Origin of the sequence: Flavobacterium sp. 316, assembly GCF_000967805.1 — a bacterium.
Lineage (GTDB): Bacteria > Bacteroidota > Bacteroidia > Flavobacteriales > Flavobacteriaceae > Flavobacterium > Flavobacterium sediminilitoris.
This window is the reverse complement of record NZ_JYGZ01000007.1, coordinates 19,875-42,683: the sequence shown is the minus strand read 5'-3', so window position 1 is coordinate 42,683 and position 22,809 is coordinate 19,875. Positions and strand designations below refer to the sequence as shown.

The window sequence follows — 22,809 nt, the reverse complement described above, 5'->3', positions numbered from 1 at the left end:
TGAGGCTTTTATTATTTTAATATATTTTGTAATGCTTTATCTAAAGAAGCATATTTGAACTGAAACCCTTTATTTAATATTTTTCTTGCACTTACATTTTGACTAGCAAATAAAATTTGATGCATTTCTCCTAAAACAAGTTTCATAACAAACTTTGGAACATTTGGTAAAAAACAAGGCATTTTTATAGTGTTTGCAATAGTTTTTATTAGCTCTTTATTAGATACAGGATAAGGAGAAACAGCATTATAAACACCTTCTAATTTATTTTTCATAATAAAGTAAAAAATCTGTGTCAAATCATTAATATGTATCCATGATTGATACTGATTTCCATTTCCAAACGCTGATCCCAATCCTAATTTTATAGGTCTTAACATTTCTTTTAATGCTCCTCCATTTTGCGCTAATACGAGTCCGATTCTTACTTTTGATACTTTTATTCCTAATCGTTCAAAAACTGAAACTTCGTTTTCCCATTTAGCAACTACTTCTCCTAAAAAAGAATTGTCTACTTGTTCATTATCTTCTTGATACACATTCGTCAAGCTACTTGGATAAATTCCTATAGCAGAAGCTGAAATAATATGTTGTACTTGATTTTGATTTTTTGATAATGCTTGAAACAATAGTCTAGTTGAAAGCACTCTACTATTTATAATTTCTTCTTTATAAGAAAGAGTCCATCTTTTTGAAACACTTGCTCCTGCTAAGTGAATTATCACTTCTACATCATCAAATGCATTAGTATTTATTTGTCCCGATTTAGGGTTCCAATAATATCCTTTATAATTAGATTGAGTAATTAATTTACTTTTTGATGTTGACAAGTAATGAACTGTAACACCATTTTGAAGTAATAATTTTACTAATTCATTACCTATTAAACCCGTTGCTCCAGTTATTAAAACTTTCATTATTTATATGTTTTAAACAAAAATACAAAGTCTATAGCCTTAATTGAAGTTAATTAACTAATGTTAACATGTCAAACACTAAGAACTCATACATACGTTTTTTCTATCCTCTAACTTTTATTGCCCATTCAAATTGCATTTCTGATACTTGTTCTCCTTTTTCATTACTACCAATTGATGTTAGCCATATTGTTTGTCCTTCTTTTGTTTCAATTGCTTTTTGAATAGTTTCCTTAATTAAATTTCCTTGATTACATTTAAATGTAATTCTTCCTGTTGCTTTTTTTGTAAATGTACTTTTATTATTAGCAACTAACATTGATATACTTTTTCCGCTTTCTTTTACTTGATACATTACAAGTGCTCCTGTTGTAAATTCTGCTGCCATAGCCTGCACTGCAAAATACATTGATTTAAATGGGTTTTGATTAAACCATCTGTGTTTAACTGTTACTAAACATTCTTCTTTTACTATTTTTTGTACTCTAACACCACTCCAAAAAGCAGATGGTAATTTGAAAAACATAAATGTATTTAGCTTTGATGGTGTAAATTTCATAGTTTTTATTTTTAGTTTCTGTAAAAATACAAAAAATTGTCAAGGCTAGAAGTAAATGAGAATAGCTTATTTATTAACACAATTTTTTACGAAAGTATATGAGAAAATTACAACAAAATAAAATAAATTCTTTATATTCACAGAAGAAAATAAGAATGTCTTTGAAAAAACAAAGAAATATTTCAATGAACCAATTCTCTTTAACTGGGCAAATAAAAAGCCTAAAAAGAAATGAATTGGTCGATTTCGAATCTTCACTCGAAAGAGATTATATACACATCCTAGAATTTGACGAAAATGTTCGTTATTATTACGAGCAACCCTTAAAAATTGAATTTGACGACAGATATTATGTACCAGACTTTTATGTAGAATATTGGTCTGGAGAAAAAGAAGTTATTGAAGTTAAATACAACATCGATTTAATTGAAAACGCTTCTAAATATGTTGCAAAATTCAAAGCTGCAGATGAATTTTGCAATACAAATGGATTGACTTTTAGAATTCTAACTGAAAATGATATTAGAAATGAATATCTATACAATGTAAAATTTCTCAATGCAGTTCAAATAATGCGAAATGGAATTGAATCAGAATACTTCAATGAATTCGAACTACTTGAAAGAAATTTGAAAAAATTAAAAAGAACAACTATAAATAATTTATTAGACATCTGCACTTCATGCGAATTAAAGAGAGCTGAATTAATACAATATTTGTGGCTAATGGTTATTCATAAAAAAATCAAGGTCGATTTGAATAAAAAATTAAATATGGAGGTTGAAATATGGATATAGTACATTTTTTAAAAGGAGAAAAAGTTATTTATGAAAACAAAGAAGTCATAATAACTAGAATGAATACTCTTGATACTGTTAGTATTGAAGAAATCAGTACAGGTATCTCTCACTTGGTTCATGTAAGTAATTTAAAACCAATATTTAATAAAAAAGAAAAACTAGATGATATAAATGTTCTTTCAGAAAAAAAATGGGAACTTGCTCAACAACGTTTCGAATTAATAAAACCAATTATAGACAATCCTGGAAATGTCGATTTAGTTAGAGAAATTTCTAAACAAAGTAAAAAGAGTGTTGCTACCTTATATAGATGGGTAAAATTATACAAAGATTATGGGACCATTTCTTCAATTTTGGGTAAACCAAAAACTGGAGGAAAAGGTAAAAGCAGATTGGATCCAGAACAAGATGAAATTATTAAAAAATATATCAAAAGTACTTTCTTAAATAGTTCAAGGACATCAATTAAAAAAACAATACGCTTAATAATTTCGGAATGCTATGATAAAAATATTCAGCCTCCACATTCTAACACCATAAGAAATAGAATTAAAAACCTTTCTGAAGAAGAGGTTATGAAAAAAAGAGTCGGAATAAAAGAAGCTGGATATAAATTCAATCCATTAAAAGGGAACTTTCCCGGTGCCGATTATCCTTTAAGTGTAGTTCAAATAGATCATACTAGAGTTGATATTATTTTAGTAGACGAATATTACCGAAAAGCTTACAAAAGGCCTTGGATCACAGTCGCAATAGATGTATTTAGTAGAATGGTTGTAGGATTTTATCTTTCCTTTGATACTCCTGGAGCTTTAGGAACGGGATTATGCATTGCACATAGCATTTTACCCAAAGAAATTTGGTTAGAAAAAATTGGAGTAAAAGCTGAATGGCCATGTTGGGGATTTATGAATACAATTCATGTTGATAATGCTAAAGAGTTTAGAGGAAACATGTTAAAAATGGCTTGCACGAATTATAACATTAACCTTGAATTTAGACCAGTTGCAACGCCTCATTTTGGTGGACATATAGAACGATTATTAGGTACATTTTCAAAAGAGATTCATAATCTACCCGGAACAACATTTTCTTCACCAGAATTACGTAAAAATTATGATTCTGAAGGGAGAGCTTCATTAACTCTCTCTGAATTTGAAAAATGGTTAACCTTATATATAACTAAAATTTATAATGTAAAGGAACACTCTGCCCTAGGAATGTCTCCTTTAAATAAATATAAAGAAGGTATTATTGGAACTAGAGAAAACCCAGGAATAGGAATAATTCCAAGAGTCTTTAACGAAAGAAAATTACGTTTAGACTTTATGCCTTTTGAAGAAAGAACTGTACAAGAATATGGTGTACTAATAGATCATATTGCTTATTATCATGATGTTTTAAGAAGGTTTATTCATTCTAAAACGGATAACTCTAAAAGTAAATTTATTTTTAGAAGAGATCCTCGTGATATCAGTATAATCTATTTTTACGATCCTGAGCTAAAAGAGTATTTTGATATTCCTTACAGAGACACTTCCCTTCCTCCAATCTCGATTTGGGAATTTAATGATGTTATCAGGACATTAAAAAAGAATAAGACACCCATTAATGAAAGAAACATTTTCAGTACCTACAAAGAAATGGACGAAATTGAGAAAAAAGCAATTCGAGAGACAAGAAAAAGAAAGCAAGAACTTAAGGGTCTTCCTATAAACAAACCTTTTGACAACAATTTCTCCAATCCATTTGAAGAAAGCCTTGAGACAGACATTAAACCATTTGAAGACATCGATGATGAAGCATTTATCTGAAAAAACTAGAAAATTTGTTGAAATTGCAACAGATGAACAAAGAATTAAACACATAAAAGAGTTTAGATGGATTGGATATAGTGACGCTATTAAAATTCTAAAGAAAATGGATGATCTTTTAGATTATCCAAAGTCTAGCAGAATGCCAAACTTATTACTCGTGGGTGATTCTAACAATGGTAAAACTGTACTCTTAAATCAATTCCACAAACGCCATCAAGCGTATGTTGAAGAAGACGAAAATGGTTTTTCAAAAGTAAAAAATCCAGTATTATATATTCAAGCACCACCAGAACCAGACGAAAAAAGATTTTACAATATCATCTTTGAAAAACTATATGCGCCTTACAAAACTTCAGAAAAAATTGAACAGAGACAATTACGTTTGATTCATTTACTAAAAGAAATGGAAACCAAAGTACTAGTAATTGATGAAATTCATCATGTTCTAGCCGGTACACTTGCTAAACAAAGGTTGTTTCTAAATGTACTGAAGTATTTATCGAATGAACTGCAAATCCCTTTAATTTGTGCTGGCACAAGAGATGCTTTTAATGCCATACAAACTGACGCACAATTATCTAATAGATTTGAACCAAAAGTTCTTCCTCGCTGGACTAATGATAAAGAATTAAAAAGGTTACTGATTAGTTTTGAAAACATTTTACCATTAAAGAAAGAATCTAACCTGATTGAAAATTCCATTACTAATAAGATTTTAGCCATGAGCGATGGTTTAATTGGAGAAATTTCTAAAATTATCGAATTGAGTGCAATACTGGCTATTGAATCCAAAGTTGAAATGATAACGACTAACATTTTAAACTCAATAGATTACACTAGTCCTGATAAAAGAAAGAAATTTATTTTATAGTAATACATTTCTATAAAAATATAACAATATATAAATATAATAAAGAATTCTTATATTCTTTATCTTTGCGAAGTCTTAAAAAATATTCTTTACTAAACAAGAAGAATTAATTTTAAAATAATAATGATAAATGATCTCAATCAAAAATAAAAAAATAGAAGGCATTATAGACGAAATTATTGATCAATACGCCTATGCTGATAATTCCAATAGACCATGGATTATAGGCTTTAGTGGTGGTAAAGATTCAACTGTTTTACTTACACTCGTATGGATTGCCTTACAAAGAATAAGACAAAACATCCCTTTTCCTTACCAATTAAAGAGACCAGTACATGTAGTTTGTAATGATACAATGGTGGAGAACCCTATTATCTCTAATTATGTAGATGATGTATTAGTTAAAATTGCACAAGAAGCTAGAAACCAAGACCTACCTATATTTATAAAAAAAACGACTCCTAAATTAGAAGAAACTTTTTGGATAAATGTAATTGGTAAAGGTTATCCTGTGCCCAATAACACATTTAGATGGTGTACTGATAAACTAAAAATACGTCCAACTTCTAATTTTTTATTAGAACAAATTGACGAAATGGGAGAAGCCATTGTTTTATTAGGTACTCGATATGATGAAAGTGCTACAAGAGAAAGATCAATACGAAAACATGAAGTTACAGGAAAACGACTTTCTAAACATCAAACATCCCCTAACACATACACATATGCTCCAATAAAAGAAATGCTATTGGAAGAAGTTTGGTATTTAATTAATACAGTTCCTTCTCCTTGGGGATTCGATAATTCAATATTGTTTCAAATTTATGCAGATGCTAGTGCTGATGATTATGAATGCCCAACTGTAGTTGTTAATAAAAATCACACTTCATGTGGGCAATCTCGATTTGGATGTTGGACATGCACTGTTGTTAAAAATGATAAATCAATGACAGCTCAAGTAAACAATGGGAAAAATTGGATGCAGCCATTATTAGATTTTAGAAACAGACTTATTGAAAACAGAAATAAACCTGAAAATAGAAAAGGTACAAGAAGAAATGGACAAATAGCTGTAAACGAAGAAGGTAATATTGGTAATTATGAAGAACACTACAGATATGAAATATTAAAAGATTTACTGGAAATACAAAAGCAAATTCAAATTGAGAGGCCACATATAACATTGATTAACAATCAAGAATTGATTGCCATTCAAGTAATTTGGAATAGAGATATGTATTTTGATAAAACTGTAGGGGAACTATATAAAAAGATTTATGATAAAGAGATTAATACTCAAAAGAATCAATCTCTCAATGATACTGAAAACCGTATCATAAAAGAAGTTTGTTCAGACACTCCAGAATATTTTAGTCTCATTAGTAACTTGATTGATCTACAACAAACCAAGACGCTTATGATTACTAAATATGGATTACATAATGATATTGAAAAAAGAATTGAAAAATTTGCAACAGAGAAAAAGTAATCCATGAAAATAAATAAAATTTCGTTTCAAAACTTTAGGATTTATAAAGGAGTAAATACAGTTTACTTTGATTCTGATTCATCTAAAAAAAACATTAGCATTATTGCTGGAAAAAATGGGTATGGGAAAACTACTTTCCTTACTGCGTTAATATGGGGATTTTATGGAAAGATGATGGGTGAAGTTGAAGACAAATATAGAAAAGACATTAAAAATGCAGGTGGTTATGATAGCTTTTTAAAAACTCTTATAAATAGAGATTTTCAATCTCAAATAGAAACTAATCAAAAAGAGGATTTCGATATCTCAGTAGAAATTGAATTGATTGATTTATCAATACAACCTTTCCCTTGTGAAACAGTATTAATTAAAAGGTCCTACAATTTTAAAAAACAAATAGAACAACTAACTGTTTTAATTGACGGTATTGAAAGTGAATTGAGTAATGTAGTTGGAAATGAAGTTTTCATTAACGACTTTATCTTACCAAGGGAAATAGCTAAATTCTTCTTCTTTGACGCAGAAAAAATAGTTTCATTAGCAGAAGCTAAATCTAAACAAGAGCTAAGAAATCTAAGCAAAGCTTACTCTGAAGTTTTAGGAATAAAAAAATATGAGGATCTGAAAAAGAACCTTGAGACATTACTCTCAAAATATAAAAGAGAAGGTGCTAGTATTGAACAAAAAAATAAGCTTTCAAAACTAATTCAAGAAGAGAAACAAATTAGCGAGTTAATTTCTTTAACAGTCGAGGAACAGCAAAACTTAGAAAAAGAGATTACAACTCAAAAATTAATTAGTGATAATTACCAAGAGAAGTTAATTAGAGAAGGAAATGGTATCACATTATCAGAATTACAAGAGTTAAAAGAAGAGAAAGAATACTACAAAACAGAATCTGTAGAGATAAAAAACAAATTAAAAAAATTACTTGATATCGCTCCTCTAGTTATTGCTGGAAAACAATTAGAAAATTTAAGAGCTCAGTTATTAAAAGAATCCGAAAGTCAATCATATGATCTAGGTAAATTTATTAATAGTCAAGAATTTGATTCTTTTTCAAAGCTCTTTATTTCCAATTTAAAAGCATTATCCATAAATGAAATTGAAGAGGATAAACTAACCAAAGTGATAAAAGAAACTTTTATTCAACAAAATAAAAAAGAGATATTAGTAAACAATCCCAACATACTTATAGATTTTGATGAAGAGCAATTACGTCATTTTGAAGCTATTTATAACAATATTAAAACTACGTTCTCTAGCCAATTTAACGAGATAATTAAACTCGAAAAAAACAATCGTTTATTATTATCACGTGTACAGCATAAAATAAAACAAGCCGAAGCAAGAACCAATAACCCTGTTGCACAAACAATAAGAAAAAACAAAGAGGATATTGATAAAAAAATCAATAAAATAATTCTTGAAAAAGAAAAATTAATTGAAAGAGTTGGTGGTTTAAAAACTCAACTTGCTAGTATTCATAAAGCCCTATCAACTATTGAAAAAGAGGTAGATCTTGATGAAACTGAAAGCAAAAAATATACTGTTATTGAAGAATTGCAGCAAAAAATTTCAAAAATTATTACTACTATCAAACAAGAAAAGAAATATTCTCTTCAAAAATCTTTTTTATTTGGTTTGAAAAAAATCATGCATAAAGAAAACTTCATTGAAGATGTTAAAATTTCTGTTTCTGATGACATTATGGATATAGAATTATTTGATAAGAATAATTTAACTATTGAAAAAGATTCACTCTCTAAAGGGGAACAACAATTATACGCTACAGCATTATTAAAAGCTTTAGTTGATGAATCTGGAATTAAGTTTCCTGTATTTATAGATAGTCCATTACAAAAATTCGACAAATACCACTCAAAAAGTATCATAACAGAATTCTATCCCAATATATCTGAACAAGTAGTATTATTTCCTCTATTAGAAAAAGAACTTTCAAAGGAAGAATATAACTATTTAAAACCAAATGTAAATAAGATTTACAGCATTGAAAATGATGGGCAAAACTCAACTTTTAAAGAACTTGAAGTTGAAAAACTGTTTGATAACTTAAAATCAAATTCTTATGTTTAATCAAATAAGTACAAGTAAAGACAATAAGGAAATTGTAACCTTATTAACTAGAAAACTTAATCTAGGTACTGAAAATATCATTGCAAGAATTGCATATTCTTATTCCTTATCTCAAAATAAAGTATTAGATTTAAACCAAATTAAAGATTCTCAGGGTAAAAGTTATTCTAAATCTGTATTATTTGGAGATTTTTTTGATATTTACATCGGTTTAATTTGTGTTAAATATAATTTATACAAAACAGACAAAGACCTACCTAGATACATAAAAATGCATATTGATGATGGTTTAGAGCTTTTAAATGAAGAAATTAACAACCAATCTAATTTGGATGGATTTGATTTTTTAAGCGAGAAGATTCAAAAAAATTTAGTTAATTTTTGACATATTAAATATGGATACAAATATTATAGAAGGTAATCCTACTAAAACTTTTTTTATAGAAATGATAACTCGAGACATTTCTATTAAAGATGCTATTCTAGATTTACTTGACAATTCTATAGATGGAGCAAATAGAATAAACCCTTCTGATTACTCAGGATTATTCATTGATATAACAATCAATAAAGATGAATTCATTGTAAAAGATAATTGTGGAGGATTTACACTAGAAACAGCTCAAAAATATGCTTTTCGATTCGGTAGACCCGACGATGCTCCAGCTAGTTTAGGTTCAGTTGGTCGATTTGGAATTGGAATGAAAAGAGCTTTATTTAAAATTGGACATGATTTTGAAGTTGAATCAAAAACTAAAGAAAATCATTTTCAAATTGATGTGGATGTAAACAAATGGAAATCAAAGAAAAAGAAAATAAAATTTCAAGATGATTCTGAAAAAGAAATTGAAGATTGGGATTTTAGATACGAAGAAATTAATAAAGATACATGTAACCTTGAAGAAGAAGGTACTTATATAAAAGTAGTAAATCTTCACACAGAAGTTTCTTCACTTTTTGATGATGAAGAATTTATAGGAGACTTAAAAGATGATATTGAACGATTATTAAATTTTAGTCTCGAAAAAAAAATTAAAATAACTTTAAATGGAATTAATCTTAACAAAAAAGATATAGTTATTTTTAATGAAAAATCTACTCCATATTATCATGAAGGCTCAAAAAACAATGTCAATTTTAAAGTTATTGCAGGCTTAGGAGAAGTAGGAACTCCATCTGTTTCAGGATGGTATATCTATTGTAATGACAGATTAGTATTAGAAGCAGATAAATCTGAAATTACTGGATGGGGAACATCTAATATATCAAAGTGGCATATAGATTTTGTTATGTTTAGAGGAATTGTCTTTTTAGATTCTGAAGAAACAATTAATTTACCTTTAACAACTACAAAAAAAGGTATTGATGCTACTTCTGATATTTATAAATCTGTTCTAGTTTTTATGAAAGAATCAATGAATAACATAATACCTTTTTTAAGAGAGGTAACAAAACTAGGAAATGAAGCAAACGAATTTAGAAAAATGCTTGGAGAGCAAGAAAATAAAGTTTCAGTTGTTGAAATAAAAAAATTTCCAGAGGTTTATGAATCCAGAAAATTCATTTCTCCAGTTATAGATTCAGATTTAATTGCACAAAAAAAAGATACAATAAGAATTGCTTTTGATGTAAAGAAAGAGATTGCTGACAAAGCAAAATTTCATTCTGATTCTAAATCATATAAAGAATTAGGTGAAATAATTTTTAATTATTATCTAAAAATGGAAGACCTTGCTGATGGATAGTCCAAAAAAAACAAATTACGAAACAAGGCCTGTTAAATTTACAGAAAGAAAAATGTTGCTTTCTTGTATATCTAAAATATGTAATTATTTTAAAGATGATTATCAATATATAGGACTAGGTGGATTATCATTTACTGATTTTAAAATTTTTCATAAAGAGTTACATATAGATGAAATGCATAGCATTGAAGGAGGAAGTTTTAGTATTGAAAAACTTAAATTTAATTCTCCTTATTCTTTTATAAAAATTCATAAAGAAATAACATCCGTAGCATTAACACAACTTGATTTAACTAAAAAAACATTTGTCTGGTTAGATTATGATGGTTGTTTAGATAATTATATGTTTGATGATTTATCTATCTTAATAAATAAATTACCTATTGGAAGTATATACTTAATGTCTTGTAATAGAGAATTAAAAAACAAGGATTCCGTGCAATATTCTGTTGATGAATTTTCTGAAAAATTTGGAAACTTAGTACCCATAGATATTAAGAATACAGATTTTAGCGGAACAGAAAATCATAAAACAATTCGAAGAATGTTTACTAACTTTATAAAGAAAATAATTAAAGATAGGAATCGAAATGATGAATCAATAGCGTTCACTCAATTGTTTAATATTTTGTATGAAGAAAATAGAGGTGCAAGAATGTATACTTTTGGTGGAATTATAACTTCATCTGATCAAAATATTGAAGATTTAAATCTTTCAAATTTTAATTTTATCTCTCAAAACGAAGATTCTTTTAAAATAGACATTCCTAACATAACATTTAAAGAATTTGATCTTATAAATCAGCACTTAGGAGATATTGATGATTTTGAAAAATTAAAAAAATTAAATATTGTCTCTGAAAATGATATTAAAAAATATCAATCATCTTATAAATATCTCCCCGTCTTCTTTGATGTTAGAATTTAATTAAAATGAAAAAAATATTAATCGTAAAAGGTGTAAGTAATACAGGTAAAACCACAATTATCAATGAAGTAATTGATTGGGTAATTGATAATTACACAAATACTAACACAATCACCTTAGAATGGAATGGAGTAGATAGATTTGGTTTGATTCAAGTTGGAAATTTTAGAATTGGATTTATTTCTGAAGGAGATACATACGACCATGTTAAAAAGAGATTAAATGAAATGCATAATTTGGATTGCGATGTTATAGTTTGTGCTTGTAGAACTCGATTATCTTCTTATTCAGCTGTATGGGAATTTATCAATTTATACAATGCAAGTAGACTAACCTATTTACATAGGTTTATAGATGTATCCTTACCTGCAAATATAACCCAAACGGCTCTAACAGTTGAAGAATTAGAAACTTGGTTAACTGGTTTAGAGAAAATATAATTTTATGCAAAGCTTTAGATATCTAAAGCTTTTTTTTGTAAATTAATGTCTATGATCTACATCTCAAAATTCAAAAAAGACATTTGGCCGCTTTATGTTCCTCCACTACCCGATGAACTTTTTTCGTCTTGGATCTATCGTTTGATAAGTAATCATAGAGTTAATTCAGATACTTTTGTTAAAAATTATTTACATCAAAAGCTTTTTGAAAGAAATAATGATATTGATGATTTTCCAAAAGAAGAAATTATTAAAACCATAAAAGAGCATACACCATGCAAAACAGAAGAATTGATTGAATTATTTTTATCCAGCTACAATTCTTCAATCATTGAAAATAATACTCCTGAAGAAATTTCTAAATCCATTCAATTCTTAAAAACTAAAAGTTTTAATAACAGAAGAAATAGCATAGTTTTTTGTCCTGGATGCTTATCTAAAAACACTCCCTATTTTAGAAAGAAATGGCGTCTTACCACATCTATTGTATGTGTAGAGTGTAATTCATATCTTTTGGATTATTGTCCTGGTTGCAATGCTCAAATATCTTATTGGAATAATAAGAAATCAGGAGAAATTACTTCACATATAAGTCATTCTATTGCTATTTGTAAATGTGGCTACGATTTATCTAACTTTTTTTCTCCTTTAAGTCCTACTCCAACAGAAATGGAATATCAAAAATATATTAATTCAACTATTGAAAACGGATTTAATTTACATACACAATACTCATTTACTTATCTGAATACATTGCTTTTTATAGCTTACATGCTTAAAAAGATGATTAAATCACCTCGGTTTAAAAAAAGATTTGATAAGATGTATCCTGAATTGGATATCACTATTGATGTGCCATTATATGATTGGAATGTGATACAAAAAAGACAATTACTGCCAATTGCCTATAATCTATTAGAGAACTTTCCAAAAAACATCAAAGAGATTTTTCCAAAAAAACATACCGTTAGAAAAGAATTTAAGCAGCTTCCTTATTGGTTTGAAAAAGAATTACTCTTCAGATAATTCCTTCTAAATCTTTAAGGATTTTTTTATGAATTTTATTTGCTAAATTTTTAGCCGTTTGATCAATACTATCATTTTCTCCTTCTCCCATGATTTGATGGGTATTATTTCTTAAAAAAACAATATCGTTTTCTTCTAAAAATTTAATTTTAGAGAAATTTTCAATACTCTTTAATGATTGCTTCCTAGAAAGAACCGACCAACTCCTTTTATACTTATCATTTATAATTTTAATAATCTCATTGATTACACTATATTCGATTATATCTTCTCTCCTATGATTTGCAAATAATGGAAAATAATTCCCAGATCCAGATTCAACTATATAATACTTTAAATCATTAAAAACCAACTCAAAAATTATCGTATTTGTCAGTAATTCATTTTCTCTTTTAGATAATCTATTTACTTGATATTTATACTCATTAATTAAATAAAGCTGAACTTTTTCAATAATTTCCGCCCATTCATTTTTTGTTAAATTATTAATTTTTCGATTTTTCTTGTCACCACTATAATCTGGAAAGTCAGGATGATCCTCAGGTCTTTTATCTATGAAAAAATACTCGTTTTCCTCTTCATTCTTTCGTATAACTAATGGATTTATTTTTGGAGAGAGATTAAAGGTATTCCTTAAAATTACTGGATTATTAACGATTTCATCATTGTTGTTTTGATCTAACGGCATTTCATCTTTAATATCGTCTCCATTCAAATTAGGGTCTTTTATTGGTCTAGAATTGTCATTATTATTTCCGTTTTCTGAATCTTTTACATTATTCTGATTAGCCAGAGAAGAATCAACATCAATAATATCTATTTCTCCCTTTGTCAAAAAGAAATCCTCTTCAGCAGTAATGTCTAAAATTTGATTTACTAAAACAATCTTTTTATCTGAATTAAAAGGAGTTATATATTGACCAACAACTTTAAAATTACACGTAAAGTCAAAAGGTATTTTAAACTTTATAAATCGTCTTTCAGGCAATTGATTATTTATCATTACTTTTTCAAAAAATGATCCTATTTTAGAAAACATTTTTTCTGCATAATCATCTTTTGTAAAATAGTATTTTGCAATAGCACTTATATCTTTTCTTGCAATGTTTTTACTCTTATAAAATAATTTCCCTTTTTTGGTCTCTTTATCAAATGATTTTTCTTTAATACAATCTTTTAATCTATTAGATATTAAAAAGTAAAGCAATAATGAAGAATAGCCGAAAAAGAATTTCAGAATGACATCTATAGGTATAACATATTTATACTTGTATTTATCTATTTGAAAATAATAAGCATTATCATAAATTGAGGTACCATTTTCATTAATACTTGGAAAAAGAGTATTGGAAAAAATAGTTTCTAAGTTTGATATTCTAAAATTATTATTATTTAAGCTTATACTTTCAAATTCATATAATCCATTTTTTGCTAGATTACCTTTATCATCATAAGCATTAGACATTTTAATAAACTTTCCTTTAGAATCGAACTGAGAGCACAAAGGAAATAGAATTGATTTAGAGAATGGTAACTCTAGTTTCTCTATCCTACTTTTATCAATACTGCTTAGATAATAATTATCTGTATTAAGTAGCACAAAATAAGCTTCTATAAAAAATTTAGATTTTTTCTTATTAAAATAGATTCTTCCATACCAAAACAAGGACCATATATTTTCTTCTCTATTCTCTTTAAAACCTTTAAAATCGAGCTTTCTCTTGTAATGCATTTTCATGTTTAATTGTCTGTCTTGGAGATATTTAATTAATTTTCAATCACTTGGGATAGTTAATACTCAATGAGATAACCTCTTAATCATATTGAACTTTTGATAATTTATCACGTATCTGATTTAATTTCATAATTCCATGTCCAATGGTTTCATGTCTCATGTAAACTTCATTTTCATCGTATTTAATTCCCATTGACATTCTCTCAAAATTCTGTAAATTTTCAAACTCTCTATTAAATTCTCCAATCTTAATATCAATAAAGCTTATAAAATTATCTACAAACTCTTTTTTATCTCTAAATTTTAATATTTCCTTCTCTCTTAGAAATAAAATTGCATAGTTCTCATTTTCTAATACGACATTCTTTATCTGTAAAAAATTATCAAAAACAATTGGACTGTCCTTTAATTGTGCTTTAAATTTTATGTTAAATAGAGAAGATAATTTCTCGTAAATTTCTTCGTGAGTTGGTTTTTCTTTCATTCCATTTGATATTTATTCACTAAAAAAAAATAGTCGTCTCCAATTACCTTATTAACATGATTAATTTACATTTAAACAGTGCTTCTCAAATATATTAATTTAAACGTTATGTATGTTAAATTCTCATTTACTTTTGTAAAATTCTCATAAACTATTGTAGATTCTCATCTTCTATTGTATTTGACAAAAATACTATGCACTCATACTATTTTTTAATATGTTAATTTTTTGTTAATTACTAGTACTATGCGTAACATAATACCTGTTTTTAGACTTATCTTTGTATAAGAAATTAATAGCTATAGTATAATTGCTTAAAAAAATCATCAATATAAATCAATCAAAAATAACTATGAGAACATCAAATGAAAAAAGTCTAGGTTCATTAATACACTTAAGTACATTGAGCCAATACATTATTCCTCTAGGAAATTACATCTTTCCTTTATTACTATGGACAACTAGAAAAGAAAAGTCTGATTTTATAGATCATAATGGAAAACAAGCCTTGAATTTTCAACTAAGTATTTTATTGTATTCTCTTATTGCAATAATTATTTCAATACCAACTTTTATATTTTGGTTAATTAATACAATAGAAAAGTTAGAAATGAACAATCAAGTAATAACTATGAGAGAAGTGATAACGACTCAAAATATTACAGGAATGGTACTATTAGGATTAATCGCCCTAATTTTAATTGCCTTTCTTAAGTTAAGTGAGTTCTTTTTAATTATATATGCTTCGGTTAAAAGCGCTAATGGAGAACAATATAATTATCCGTTAACAATAAAATTTATAAAATAGTTTCAATCATCAATCAATAAATCAATCATCTGAAATAATATTCAGATAAAATCAAAAAATGAACAGTTTAATTAAAAAATCAAAATGAATCATGAACATTGAAAACACAAAAGCTCAAATGAGAAAAGGTGTTTTAGAGTTCTGCATACTTTCTGTATTGAAAGAAAAAGATGCATATACTTCTGAAATTCTAGAGACTCTAAAAAATGCCAAATTATTAGTTGTTGAAGGTACAGTTTATCCTTTATTAACTAGATTAAAAAACGATGGTCTATTAAATTATCGTTGGGAAGAATCAACATCTGGTCCACCTAGAAAATACTATGGATTAACCGATGTAGGACAAGAATTTTTAAATGAATTAAATAGCACCTGGACAGAATTGTCTGACGCTGTAAATATAATAACACAACCTAGCCAAAACTAAAAGTCATGAACAAAACAATAAGTATAAATTTAGGAGGTTTCTTTTTCCATATAGACGAAGATGCTTATCAAAAATTAACACGCTATTTTGATGCTGTTAAACGTTCTCTTTCACCAGAAGGTAGAGATGAGATTATAAATGATATTGAAAGTAGAATTGCTGAACTTTTTCAAGAAAGACTTAAAAATGAAAGTCAAGTTATTAGCTTAAAAGAAATCGACGAAGTAATTACTATTATGGGGCAACCTGAAGATTATAAAATTGATGAAGAAACAACGTATTCAAGTTTTTCTCAATCAAATTCAAAATCTTCAAACTCAAAAAGTAGAAGATTATATAGAGATAAAGATAATGCTATTTTAGGAGGTGTTGCATCTGGTTTTGGTCACTATTTTAATATTGATCCATTATGGATTAGAATATTATTTATCATTTCTCCATTCATTAGTTTTGGAACTTCATTAGTAATTTACTTAATCCTTTGGATTTTAATACCAGAAGCTTTAACAACTTCTCAAAAATTAGAAATGAAAGGAGAACCTATTAATATTTCAAATATTGAAAAAAAAGTAAAAGAAGGAATTGATGATATTGCAAGTAAAATAAATAATTTAGATCATCAAAAAATATCAAATACTGCTAAAACAGGCGTGAGTCAAATTGGGAACACATTAAGCACTCTTTTTCTAAGTATTTTTAAAGTAATGGCAAAAATTATTGGTGTATTCATTGTTTTCTTTGCATCAATGACATTATTAAGTATAATCATAGGTGGTATTTTTATGATCTTTTCATCATCATTACCTGATACTTTTATATTTAATCATTTTCATACTCCATTTGATTTTGACATTCCTATGTGGATTCAAGGAATATTATTAATATTAAGCATAGGAATTCCAGTATTCTTTTTACTAATTCTTGGGTTAAAACTATTAGTAACAAATATGAAATCTATAGGAAACTATTTTAAATATTCGCTTTTAGCAATTTGGATTGTTTCTATCATTTGTGTATCATATTTAGGTGTCGTACAAGCTACTGCAATAGGTTTTGATGGGAAAACAGTAAAAAAAGAGCAAGTTTTTATGCAACCAACAGACACATTATTTGTTAGAATGCAATACAATAATTATTATGCTAAAAGCATTAATGAAAGAGAAAGAGGAAAATACACACATGATGAAAATAATAATGAAATCATTTATTCTACTAAAGTAAGAGTACATTTTCTTAAAACAGATGAGAACATTCCTTTTATTCAAATAGAAAAATCTGCAACAGGAAAATCTCATAACGATGCTAAGAACAGATCCGAAAAAATAAAGTATAATTTTGACATTCAATCAAATAGAATTAACTTAGACAATTATTTCACAACTAATTTTAAAAATAAATTTAGAGATCAAGAAGTTAATGTTTATATCTATTTACCAAAAGGAACTTATGTAAAACCAGATATGTACGTAAAAAACTATGACAGATCTGACAATGACTTTTTCGATCTTAAACATGATAGTAATTATGTTTATAAAGTTGAAGAATATGATGTAAAATGCCAAAATTGTCCAAATGATGATGACGATGATATTAACATCAATGACTCTATAAATGAAAATGTCTCTATAAGAATGAATGACAAAGAATTAAAAATCAAAGCCACTAACGATGAAGTAAACATTCAATTAAAATAAAAAATCAACTAAATAAAACAATCATGATAAAATTAATTATTCAAATTACAAAAGTTATCATCACGGTTATAACAGTATTATTACTTCAATCGTGTGTAAACGTAGAATGGAATAGTGAAACTATATCTGGAAATGGTAAGGTTGTAACTGTAAATAGAACTATAGCAGAAAAATTTAATTCTGTTTCTGTACAAACTGGTTTAAATGTCATTATTGAGCAAGCAAATACTGTAAACATTGAAGTACAAGCTGATGATAATTTACAAGATCATATTTTCACTACTGTAAAAGATGGTGTTTTAGAAGTATATTCAGATGTAAATATTAAAAATGCTGAAGCAAAAAACATTTATATCAAAACATCAAATTTAGAAGAAATTAGATCTAGTAGTGGAGCAAATGTAAAGAGTGATAATAAACTAGAATTTAAAAATTTAGAATTACATTCAAGCAGCGGAAGTACTATTTTAGTAGAAGTAGATTCAGATATATTATCTTGTGAAAGCAGCAGTGGAAGCTCTCTTGAAGTAAAAGGAAAAGCAAACATCCTTAATACAGAATCATCAAGTGGAAGCAACATTAATTTAGAAAATCTTATTGCTCAAAATGGAAAATCAAGTTCTTCTAGCGGAAGCTCAACAACTCTAAATGTTGTTAATCAATTAAAAGCAGATGCTTCAAGCGGAAGTAGTATTGAATTTATTTCCAAACCAAATTCATTAATTGTAGACAAAAGTTCAGGCGGAAGTGTAAGCCAAAAATAACCATTAAAAAACATCAGTATTCGCTGATGTTTTTTTTATATTTGCTCAGTCTATTAATCATTCTTAAATTAATTTTTGGAATGATTATTGAGTATTTTATAGAAATGAAATTATAGTTTATAAAAATGAAAAAAATCACATTGTTACTTTTAGTATTCTTAACTACTACCATTACTTTTTCTCAGAAAAAAGAAAAGATTAAAGGATCAAGAGTTATAACGCACACAATAAAAGAAGTAGAAAGCTTTGAAAATATTGAAGTAGAAGACAATGTAGAAATCTTTTTAGTAAAAGCTGATACTTCTTCTATAGAAATTGAAGCAGATGATAATTTACATGATGTTATAGACTTTTCAGTTGTTGCTAACACATTACGAATTACTACATTAAAAAATGTAAGTAGCTCAAAAAAATTCTCTATAAGAGTTAATTATGCTGCTGACTTAAAACAAATTACAGCAAAAAACGAAGCAAGAATTAACGCATTAAATGAATTACAATTAGAAAATGTAATTGTAAAAAATTATGATAATTCAGCTTCTTTTTTAAACGTAAACTCTACTACTTTTACCTTAATCTTGAATGATAAATCTGAAGCTGAAATCAACGTAAAAGCTGAAAACACTACTCTAGAATTAAGCAAAAATGCCGATTTAAAAGCTTTAATAGCTTCTCCAGAAGTAAAATTAGATATGTATGAAAAAGCAAAGGCAAAAATTGAAGGCGATGTTTCTAATTTAAAAATAAGACTTGATAATAATGCTTATTTAACTGCGAATAAATTTCCTGCAAAATCAATTGAATTAGCAATTGAAGGATATGCTAAATGTTTAATTAATGCTGTTAATGACATTTCAATTTCTGCTTCAGGAAAAACAACTATTGAACTATTAGGTGAGCCAAAAATTGACATGAAACAATTTACAAATAGTGCAACTCTTTATAAAAAAGAAAACTAATGCGTTCATACTTTCTCTTTATTCTTTTATTCCCAATTGTTCTTTTTAGTCAAGACACTAAAGTTTTTCCTGATGATTTTTTTGGAAAATACAAAGGAAAATTAAACATTCACAATCAAAATGGAAGTCAGGTAATTGATATGGAATTGCATTTATTACCTACAGATACTATTGCCAGATATAAATACACTATCATTTACAAATCTGACAAAGTAAATCAGGAAAGAAAATATACCCTTTTAGAAAAAGATAAAACAAAAGGACAATATATAATTGATGAGAATAATGGCATTTTACTAAATGCCTTTGTAACGGATAATACGTTGTACTCCATTTTTGAAGTTCAAGGTAGCTTATTAACGACTACTGAACATTTTGCCGATAATTATGTTGACTTTGAAATAATGTATTCTAATAAGAATAATATGGAAAAATCAGGAAAGAATACGGAAGAAATTCCTGAAGTTCTTTCCTATCCTGTTATAAATGTTCAAAAAGCTCGATTATATAAAGAATAATACAATAGTTCTGTTGGGTATTTAATTAAATTCATTTTCATTATTAGTTACGTTTCAATTTCTGTGTTTGTAAATTATTGAAATTAGAATAATATAATTTACAAACACAGAAATTTTAAACAATATAAAAATTAATCAAGTATTTCTATTTCATATACATTAGGCCACATTTTACCTGTTATATAAAATGTTTTTTCTTTTTCGTCATATGCTATACCGTTCATTTCCATTGAACCAGAAAATCTATTTTTTGCATCAAAATACAAACTATATAAATCTATAGATTTTATTACTCTTTCATCATTAACATCAATTTTTACTATCCTATTTTCAGTATAAATATTAGCATAAACACAACCATTAACATATTCTAATTCATTTAATCTATAAACAGGGTTTCCAAACTCTGTAACTTTAATGCTTTTAATAGGTTTTAATGTTTCTACATCCATAAATGTCAAAACATTAGTACCATCACTCATGATTAAAGTCTCATTATCAATATTAGTAAGTCCCCATCCTTCATCATTTTGAAATTTAAATGTATCTATTTTTTCAAATGTATCAGCATCATACACAAAGCCTGTTTTATTTAAATAAGTCAATTGAAAAATTTTGTTATTTGCTTTAGCTATACCTTCTCCAAAATAAATAGTTTTATCTAGCTCTGCTTTAACATCTATTTTTCCAGTTTCTAAATTCAAAATGCCAAAAACAGATTTTGTATTCGGTATACTTTCAGGAGAACCAGTACTTTCATATAATTTTCCTTCACTCAAAAACAATCCTTCTGTAAAAGAATTCATATCGTGTGGAAAAACATTTTTAATTTTAAATTGCGGTTGAGTTATTGATGATAACTGCTCTTCTTTCTTTGTTCCATTCTTACAAGAAATAAAAAAAACTAATTGAAATAATATAAGTAATCTAAGGTTCATAAATTATAAAAATTAAAAATGTTCGAATATAAAATATCCGAACATTTGTGTTTAACTATGGACAAATTATTCCCATAATTCTATTTTGATATTTAAAATGTTTTTTATTCCTTGAAGAAATAGAACAGTTCGTTTATGTTATATTGTTGCTCAATTAAATGATTATTAAAAATTTTAACTGGTGCATAATTAAATTCATTTTCTAAACACCATTGAAAATACATTTCCAATTGGTTATTTTCTTTAGTAAAAGCATCTGTTTTTTTCCATTTTGCTTTCCAATCATCAATATTTAATCTTTCAATATGCCAATCGTCTAATGCTTGTATAACATTTTCGCCATTGTTATATAAATTTAAAACGCTTCTTGCAATATCCAAATATGGGTTATCTACATTGTTTGTATTCAAATTGTAACAAATAGCTAGTTTTAATTTGTTTGGATATTTCATTAATAATTCTTTAGCGTCTTTATATGCTGTGTGACAATGTGGACAACTTGGACTTAAAAATAAAGAAATTACATTTGGAGCATTTTCATCACCAATAATCATTTTATCTAATGCATTAAAACTTTCAACATTATTGATTGTTTCCACTGTTTTTTGAAAAACATCTTCACTTCTTTTAAAACGTAATAATTTATTTAATTCTACTTCGTTTTTATTGAACTTCTCAATCCATTTTTTCAATAAAAACCATAATGGTACAATTAATAATAGTAGACCTACTGCATTTATTACTTGATGATAATCTAAAGAAAACATTCTATAATTAACTAAAAACAGAACAGCATTACTTAGCATTAAAACCGAAATTAAAAGACACAATAAACACCATTTTTTTAGACTAAATTTTTGCAAATAAATAGAATAAAAAAGTACTGGTAATGAAAGTACACTTGCTAAACCTATTAAATATTCCATTTCTAAACCAAATAATAAGCTTATAAATGAAAAACTAAAAAAGATTACAGGTAAATCTACAAATTCTATATATTTTGAGAAAGAGTATGATTTTGACTTTATAATAGAATCACATGAAAATTCTTCACTAATAGAACAAAATTTTGAATCTGTGTTGTTTTTATTATTGAAAAAAGTTTCTAAAATTTCTTTACTTATAAAAACTCCTATAGCTGCAATAAGTAAGAAAGTAGTATGTAAATGATTGTTTAGTTTAGTACTGATAGATAGTAGACACAAAAGAACTAATGCTATAGGTAGCATATAACTTGAACTCTTCCATTTACTCGAAATTTCTTCTTTTTCATTTTCTTCAACTAAAAGAACAATTCCTGACCAATATTTTTCTAAATCGGCTCTATTTAGGATTTTTACTTTTCCTTCCTCATCTTCAATTGTAAACTCATTTTCCCCTTTTGTTAAAAGGTATAAACTTGGATTATCTATCTTCAACTCTGCGATAAATGAATTTGTAAGTTCATCAAAGTGTTCAAAAGGAATACTTGCTGCTATATTTTCAATGTTTAAATAATTTAAACCATCAGTAATAGCAAGTAAACTTGGATAATTAGGATGTGATTGATAAAATTCTTCAAATTCTACTATTTTAGAGCTATAATTAGATTTTTGCAGGTATTTAATTACAAGTTTCAGCATACTTTGTTTGTTATTTGTATTTCCAAATGTAGAAAAACATCTTTATAAAAGAAATAAAACTTTGAGTTTTCCTTAAAAATTTTACAAATATTTTTTCAATTCTGTTATAATTTCCTGACTATCTGGACTTGGAGCATTATCATTTACTAATTTTCCGTTTTTATCGTAAAT

22 protein-coding genes are annotated in these 22,809 nt (G+C 26.9%); 16 read left to right on the top strand and 6 right to left on the bottom strand.

What is annotated here, in order from left to right:
- Positions 1 to 11: 11 nt before the first annotated feature.
- Both SY27_RS15330 and SY27_RS15325 read right to left on the bottom strand, forming a co-directional pair.
- Positions 12 to 917 (bottom strand): TIGR01777 family oxidoreductase, encoded by a 906-nt coding sequence (locus SY27_RS15330; protein ID WP_045971956.1) that lies wholly within the window; start codon positions 915 to 917, stop codon positions 12 to 14.
- Between the two features lie 103 nt (positions 918 to 1,020).
- A complete protein-coding gene (locus SY27_RS15325) occupies positions 1,021 to 1,476 on the bottom strand; it encodes a DUF4442 domain-containing protein (protein WP_045971954.1) in 456 nt (151 codons plus the stop codon).
- A gap of 98 nt (positions 1,477 to 1,574) precedes the next feature.
- Between SY27_RS15325 and SY27_RS15320 the strand changes: the two genes are divergently transcribed.
- The 10 genes from SY27_RS15320 to SY27_RS15275 all read left to right on the top strand — a co-directional run bounded on the left by SY27_RS15320 (position 1,575) and on the right by SY27_RS15275 (position 12,689).
- Positions 1,575 to 2,273: a heteromeric transposase endonuclease subunit TnsA gene (locus SY27_RS15320; RefSeq protein ID WP_045971952.1), complete on the top strand. Its 699-nt coding sequence runs from the start codon at positions 1,575 to 1,577 to the stop codon at positions 2,271 to 2,273.
- Positions 2,264 to 4,090, top strand: coding sequence for a Mu transposase C-terminal domain-containing protein (locus SY27_RS15315; RefSeq protein ID WP_045971950.1), 1,827 nt, complete (start codon positions 2,264 to 2,266; stop codon positions 4,088 to 4,090). Before SY27_RS15320 ends, SY27_RS15315 begins: the two co-directional genes overlap by 10 nt.
- On the top strand, positions 4,071 to 4,964 hold the full coding sequence (locus SY27_RS15310) for a TniB family NTP-binding protein (protein ID WP_200894160.1): 894 nt from the start codon (positions 4,071 to 4,073) through the stop codon (positions 4,962 to 4,964). Before SY27_RS15315 ends, SY27_RS15310 begins: the two co-directional genes overlap by 20 nt.
- A 130-nt stretch (positions 4,965 to 5,094) precedes the next feature.
- A complete protein-coding gene (dndC, locus tag SY27_RS15305; RefSeq protein ID WP_200894159.1) occupies positions 5,095 to 6,453 on the top strand; it encodes a DNA phosphorothioation system sulfurtransferase DndC in 1,359 nt (452 codons plus the stop codon).
- Positions 6,454 to 6,456: 3 nt separating this feature from the next.
- On the top strand, positions 6,457 to 8,550 hold the full coding sequence (locus SY27_RS15300; protein ID WP_045971946.1) for an AAA family ATPase: 2,094 nt from the start codon (positions 6,457 to 6,459) through the stop codon (positions 8,548 to 8,550).
- Positions 8,543 to 8,935 carry a DndE family protein gene (locus SY27_RS15295; RefSeq protein ID WP_045971944.1) on the top strand — a complete coding sequence of 131 codons (393 nt, stop codon included), beginning with the start codon at positions 8,543 to 8,545 and terminating at the stop codon, positions 8,933 to 8,935. Before SY27_RS15300 ends, SY27_RS15295 begins: the two co-directional genes overlap by 8 nt.
- A gap of 10 nt (positions 8,936 to 8,945) precedes the next feature.
- A complete protein-coding gene (locus tag SY27_RS15290; RefSeq protein WP_045971942.1) occupies positions 8,946 to 10,295 on the top strand; it encodes an ATP-binding protein in 1,350 nt (449 codons plus the stop codon).
- Positions 10,288 to 11,223 carry an O-methyltransferase gene (locus SY27_RS15285; protein WP_045971940.1) on the top strand — a complete coding sequence of 312 codons (936 nt, stop codon included), beginning with the start codon at positions 10,288 to 10,290 and terminating at the stop codon, positions 11,221 to 11,223. The genes SY27_RS15290 and SY27_RS15285 overlap by 8 nt, the downstream gene beginning before the upstream one ends.
- A 5-nt stretch (positions 11,224 to 11,228) precedes the next feature.
- Entirely contained in the window at positions 11,229 to 11,663 is a 435-nt protein-coding gene (locus SY27_RS15280; protein WP_045971937.1) for a hypothetical protein, read from the top strand.
- Positions 11,664 to 11,714: 51 nt separating this feature from the next.
- Positions 11,715 to 12,689: a TniQ family protein gene (locus tag SY27_RS15275; RefSeq protein WP_045971935.1), complete on the top strand. Its 975-nt coding sequence runs from the start codon at positions 11,715 to 11,717 to the stop codon at positions 12,687 to 12,689.
- On the opposite strand, the gene SY27_RS15270 is transcribed toward SY27_RS15275, so the two are convergent.
- Positions 12,682 to 14,427, bottom strand: coding sequence for a hypothetical protein (locus SY27_RS15270; RefSeq protein WP_045971932.1), 1,746 nt, complete (start codon positions 14,425 to 14,427; stop codon positions 12,682 to 12,684). The genes SY27_RS15275 and SY27_RS15270 overlap by 8 nt on opposite strands.
- A gap of 76 nt (positions 14,428 to 14,503) precedes the next feature.
- Complete coding sequence (locus SY27_RS15265; protein ID WP_045971929.1) at positions 14,504 to 14,908, bottom strand: hypothetical protein; 405 nt, start codon at positions 14,906 to 14,908, stop codon at positions 14,504 to 14,506.
- 352 nt (positions 14,909 to 15,260) lie between these two features.
- On the opposite strand from SY27_RS15265, the gene SY27_RS15260 reads away from it, so the two are divergent.
- The 6 genes from SY27_RS15260 (at position 15,261) to SY27_RS15235 (ending at position 20,078) form a co-directional block, all read left to right on the top strand.
- The gene (locus SY27_RS15260; protein ID WP_045972446.1) at positions 15,261 to 15,716 is read left to right on the top strand and encodes a DUF4870 domain-containing protein; all 456 of its coding nucleotides are present in this window, start codon (positions 15,261 to 15,263) and stop codon (positions 15,714 to 15,716) included.
- A gap of 91 nt (positions 15,717 to 15,807) precedes the next feature.
- Positions 15,808 to 16,143, top strand: a complete 336-nt coding sequence (locus SY27_RS15255; protein ID WP_045971927.1) for a PadR family transcriptional regulator — start codon at positions 15,808 to 15,810, stop codon at positions 16,141 to 16,143.
- A gap of 5 nt (positions 16,144 to 16,148) precedes the next feature.
- Positions 16,149 to 17,837, top strand: a complete 1,689-nt coding sequence (locus SY27_RS15250) for a PspC domain-containing protein (RefSeq protein WP_045971926.1) — start codon at positions 16,149 to 16,151, stop codon at positions 17,835 to 17,837.
- 23 nt (positions 17,838 to 17,860) lie between these two features.
- Entirely contained in the window at positions 17,861 to 18,601 is a 741-nt protein-coding gene (locus SY27_RS15245) for a head GIN domain-containing protein (protein WP_045971924.1), read from the top strand.
- A 125-nt stretch (positions 18,602 to 18,726) separates the two neighbouring features.
- Complete coding sequence (locus tag SY27_RS15240) at positions 18,727 to 19,560, top strand: GIN domain-containing protein (protein WP_045971922.1); 834 nt, start codon at positions 18,727 to 18,729, stop codon at positions 19,558 to 19,560.
- Positions 19,560 to 20,078, top strand: a complete 519-nt coding sequence (locus tag SY27_RS15235) for a hypothetical protein (RefSeq protein WP_052705373.1) — start codon at positions 19,560 to 19,562, stop codon at positions 20,076 to 20,078. The genes SY27_RS15240 and SY27_RS15235 overlap by 1 nt, the downstream gene beginning before the upstream one ends.
- 131 nt (positions 20,079 to 20,209) lie before the next feature.
- On the opposite strand, the gene SY27_RS15230 is transcribed toward SY27_RS15235, so the two are convergent.
- Both SY27_RS15230 and SY27_RS15225 read right to left on the bottom strand, forming a co-directional pair.
- Positions 20,210 to 21,016: a glutaminyl-peptide cyclotransferase gene (locus SY27_RS15230; RefSeq protein ID WP_052705371.1), complete on the bottom strand. Its 807-nt coding sequence runs from the start codon at positions 21,014 to 21,016 to the stop codon at positions 20,210 to 20,212.
- A 104-nt stretch (positions 21,017 to 21,120) separates the two neighbouring features.
- Positions 21,121 to 22,638: a vitamin K epoxide reductase family protein gene (locus SY27_RS15225; RefSeq protein ID WP_045971920.1), complete on the bottom strand. Its 1,518-nt coding sequence runs from the start codon at positions 22,636 to 22,638 to the stop codon at positions 21,121 to 21,123.
- Between the last annotated feature and the right edge of the window lie 171 nt (positions 22,639 to 22,809).